The sequence below is a fragment of the Mesorhizobium sp. M4A.F.Ca.ET.090.04.2.1 genome (assembly GCF_003999085.1).
In the GTDB taxonomy this organism is placed as follows: domain Bacteria; phylum Pseudomonadota; class Alphaproteobacteria; order Rhizobiales; family Rhizobiaceae; genus Mesorhizobium.
In genome coordinates, this window is the sequence record NZ_RZOT01000587.1 from 1 (window position 1) to 3,576 (window position 3,576).

Consider the following 3,576-nt stretch of genomic DNA (forward strand, 5'->3'; position numbering starts at 1 on the left):
CCCAATGCCCGACCCAGCTCAACCTCTCGGCGCGCGGCCAGCAACAGGCAAGCCGGATCGGCGCTTTATTCGCTGCCCGTGCCGCGCCCATCGAGCGCGTGCTCTCCAGCCGTTACTGCCGCTGCCTCGACACCGCCCGCATCGCTTTCGAGGCTGAGCCGGAGCCCTTCGCGCCGCTCGACCTCCTGAAGACCGACCCTGCGGAAAAGGCCGCGCAGCTCGCGGCAATCATGGCCGAGATCCGCGGCTATTCCGGTTCCGACAATCTGGTGCTGGTCACCCATCTGGAGAACATCGTGGCGCTGACCGGCGTCACGCCCCGCGAAGGCGAGGCGGTGGTCGTCGAGCCGCAGGGCGACGGCCTCAAAGTGCTTGGCCGCGTCACCTTCTGACGAGGCCGCGATCGGCGGCGGCATCTGTTGCCGAAATGCCACTACCGAAAGAAGCCGCAAATCCGCCGCGACAATGCCGCTTGCGACAACCCGTCGCAGGGTCTATAGGCGCGCTCCCGGTCACGAAAACCGAAGCGAGCACAACGGTTGGAGCTTTTGCCTCCGCCCGCGCAGGCGGCTCTGCCGCCCTGTGTACGGCGCCGTTTCGGAGGTTGGGATCGCGGATGTAGCTCAGGGGGAGAGCACCGGATTTGGGTCCGGAGGTCGCAGGTTCGAATCCTGCTGTCTGCACCACGGATAGCTCAGTTGGGTAGAGCATCAGATCGCGAATCTGACGGTCGAAGGTTCGAATCCTTCTCCATTGGCCTTCCAAGCCAAGCCACCCTGTCACGGTGTTATTCGGAAAAATCGGTCCGGGGACCGGAATGCGAAAGACCTGACGGACGGCCTAGGCCTTCGGCCAAGGCCGCATCGAAAGGTCCGACGCCATCGGCTCGCGGCCAGGCCCGCGGTGACGATCAAGGCGCAGTGTCGCCGGCAAGGGAGGCCAAGGCCTCCGGCGCCCGCTTCGCTGTCTCGCGATCCGCTCCCGACGGCCCGCTGCCTGGCGATGCCACCGGTCTCCGGATCATTCGTGCCGGGAAAGGAACCGAGAAACGAAAAGGATGATCGACGCATGAGTTGACGCCTCGCATGGGGCCATGCCCGACAGGAGTGAAGACAATGACCATTCTCGACAAGGTTCTTGGGCGCGAGCGCGTCCTTGTTAAGGAAAACGAACGGGCCGTCACCCTCTACAAGGGGGAGATCAAGGCTGTCCTGATGCCGGGCGAGCATTGGCTTGCCAACCGGCGCGGGCGCCTTGAAGTGTCCCGGCACGATCTGAAGAACCCGGAATTCGTTTCGGCCTACGAGAAGGCGCTGTTCGACAAGCTCCCGGAGGTGGCCGCGCGTCATTTCACCGTCGTTCGCACCGGGCGTACGGATGTCGCCGTCATCGAGCGTGACGGCAACCTCCATGCCGTCCTGGCGCCGGATCGCAAGCTCGTGCTGTGGACGGATGCCGGCCCGTGGAAGGTAACGCTGGTCGACACGTCGGCCGATCTTGCGATCGATCCGGCTCTCATGCGCCGGCTCGGCCAGGCCCGCAAGACGGAACTGATGTCCGTTCACCCGGTGGTCGACGGTCAGGCCGGACTGCTGTTCGTCGACGGGGCGCTGGCGCGGACGCTTGCCGCCGGCGTGCACGGCTTCTGGAACGTCGGGCGCATGGTGCAGATGAAGGTCGTCGACCTCAAGCGCCAGTCGCTCGACGTCGCCGGGCAGGAAGTGCTGACCAAGGATCGCGTCACGATCCGCGTCAACATCGCCGCCGAATACCGGGTCCTCGATCCGGTCAAGGCGGTGAGCGCGGTGAAGGACTTCTCTGAAGCCCTCTACCGCGCCCTGCAGTACGCGTTCCGCAAGACGCTTGGCGCGCTGACGCTCGACCAGATTCTTGAAAAGAAGGTGACGGTCGACGAGGAGGCGGCGGCCAAGGTCCGCGCCGACATGGCCGAGATCGGGGTCGAGGTCAGCGATATCGCGCTCAAGGATGTCATCCTGCCGGGCGAGATGCGCGAGATCCTCAACCAGGTGGTTTCGGCCGAGAAGCAGGCCGAGGCCAACGTCATCCGCCGCCGCGAGGAGACGAACGCCACGCGTTCGCTCCTCAACACGGCCAAGGTGATGGCCGAGAACCCGGTGATGCTGCGGCTGAAGGAGCTCGAGGCTCTGGAGGCCATCGCCGGCAAGGTCGAGCGGCTGACCGTCCACAACGGGACGGGCGGGCTGCTGAACGACCTGGTCAAGCTCCGCGACAGCTGAGCTGACGTAGCGTCAACGGGAAGGGCCGCCAGCAATCCGGCGGCCCTTCTTGCGTTTCGAAAGCCAGCATCCCATCTGCACCGGGCTTATCAGCCCTTTTCCTGCCCGGAAAAACCGATTAGACAGCGCCCAAACAAGATGCGGACAGATTCCGCCCGCAACCGAAGGAAGAGCCCTTGTCCACCACGTTCGACAAAGTCGCCAAGATCATTGCCGACACCAGCGAGATCGATATCGAGACGATCACCCCCGAAAGCCACACCATCGACGATCTCGGCATCGACAGCCTCGATTTCCTCGACATCGTCTTTGCCATCGATAAGGAATTCGGCATCAAGGTGCCGCTGGAGAAGTGGACGCAGGAGGTCAATGACGGCAAGGCCTCGACCGACGACTACTTCGTCATGAAGAACCTGTGCGCCAAGATCGACGCGCTGGTCGCGGCCAAGAACGCCTGAGGCGGTTCGGGCGCGGCCTTGACGTGCCCTGCCCGCTGACCCCAAACAGCCGCCCCTGAGCCCCCCCGACCTCCTCATCACCGGTATCGGCCTTGTCTCCTCGCTGGGAGAGGGTCCGGATGCCCACTGGCAGAAACTCGCCCAGCCCGGCCTCGAGCCGGTGCTCGATGCCGCGCGCTTTGCGCCCTACACCATTCATCCGCTGCCGGAGGTCGACTGGAACCTGCAGATCGCCAAGCGCGGCGACCAGCGGCAGATGGAGACCTGGCAGCGGCTCGGCACCTATGCCGCGGGTCTGGCGCTGGACGATGCCGGCATCAAGGGCAATGACGAGCTCTGCGCGACCATGGACATGGTGGTGGCGGCCGGCGGCGGCGAGCGCGACGAGGCGGTCGACGCCGCGATCCTCGCCGCTTCCGAAAGCCGCAACGACCGCGACGTGCTGCTCAACGAGAAGCTGACCACCGAACTGCGCCCGACGCTGTTCCTCGCCCAGTTGTCCAATCTTCTGGCCGGCAACATCTCGATTGTCCACAAGGTCACCGGTTCCTCCCGCACCTTCATGGGCGAGGAAGGCGCCGGCGTCGCCGCCGTCGAGACGGCCGCCGCGCGCATCCGCTCGGGACAGTCGACGCATGTGCTGGTCGGCGGCGCCTTCCAGACCGAACATTCCGACATGCTGCTCGGCTATGAACTCGCCGGCTACCTGCATCGTGGCAACTGGAAGCCTGTCTGGCAAAGGCAGGACGGCGAAGGCGGCGGCGTGGTGACCGGATCCGGCGGCGCCTTCCTGGTGCTGGAGCAGCGCGAGCACGCGACGAGCCGGGGGCGCAAAATCTACGCCGAGCTCGGCCCCATCG

4 protein-coding genes and 2 tRNA genes are annotated in these 3,576 nt (G+C 65.2%); all 6 read left to right on the plus strand.

Features of this window, described 5'->3' with window-relative positions; translation table 11 throughout:
- On the plus strand, positions 1 to 392 hold a 392-nt coding region (locus EN781_RS28610; RefSeq protein WP_127400558.1), incomplete at its 5' end, for a histidine phosphatase family protein.
- 220 nt (positions 393 to 612) lie between these two features.
- Positions 613 to 686: transfer RNA gene (locus tag EN781_RS28615), tRNA-OTHER, on the plus strand.
- A gap of 2 nt (positions 687 to 688) precedes the next feature.
- Positions 689 to 764 (plus strand) — tRNA-Arg (locus tag EN781_RS28620).
- Between the two features lie 351 nt (positions 765 to 1,115).
- On the plus strand, positions 1,116 to 2,258 hold the full coding sequence (locus EN781_RS28625; RefSeq protein ID WP_189347907.1) for a slipin family protein: 1,143 nt from the start codon (positions 1,116 to 1,118) through the stop codon (positions 2,256 to 2,258).
- A 176-nt stretch (positions 2,259 to 2,434) separates the two neighbouring features.
- The gene (locus EN781_RS28630) at positions 2,435 to 2,716 is read left to right on the plus strand and encodes an acyl carrier protein (protein ID WP_126054139.1); all 282 of its coding nucleotides are present in this window, start codon (positions 2,435 to 2,437) and stop codon (positions 2,714 to 2,716) included.
- A gap of 55 nt (positions 2,717 to 2,771) precedes the next feature.
- On the plus strand, positions 2,772 to 3,576 hold an 805-nt coding region (locus EN781_RS28635), incomplete at its 3' end, for a beta-ketoacyl-ACP synthase (RefSeq protein ID WP_127400559.1).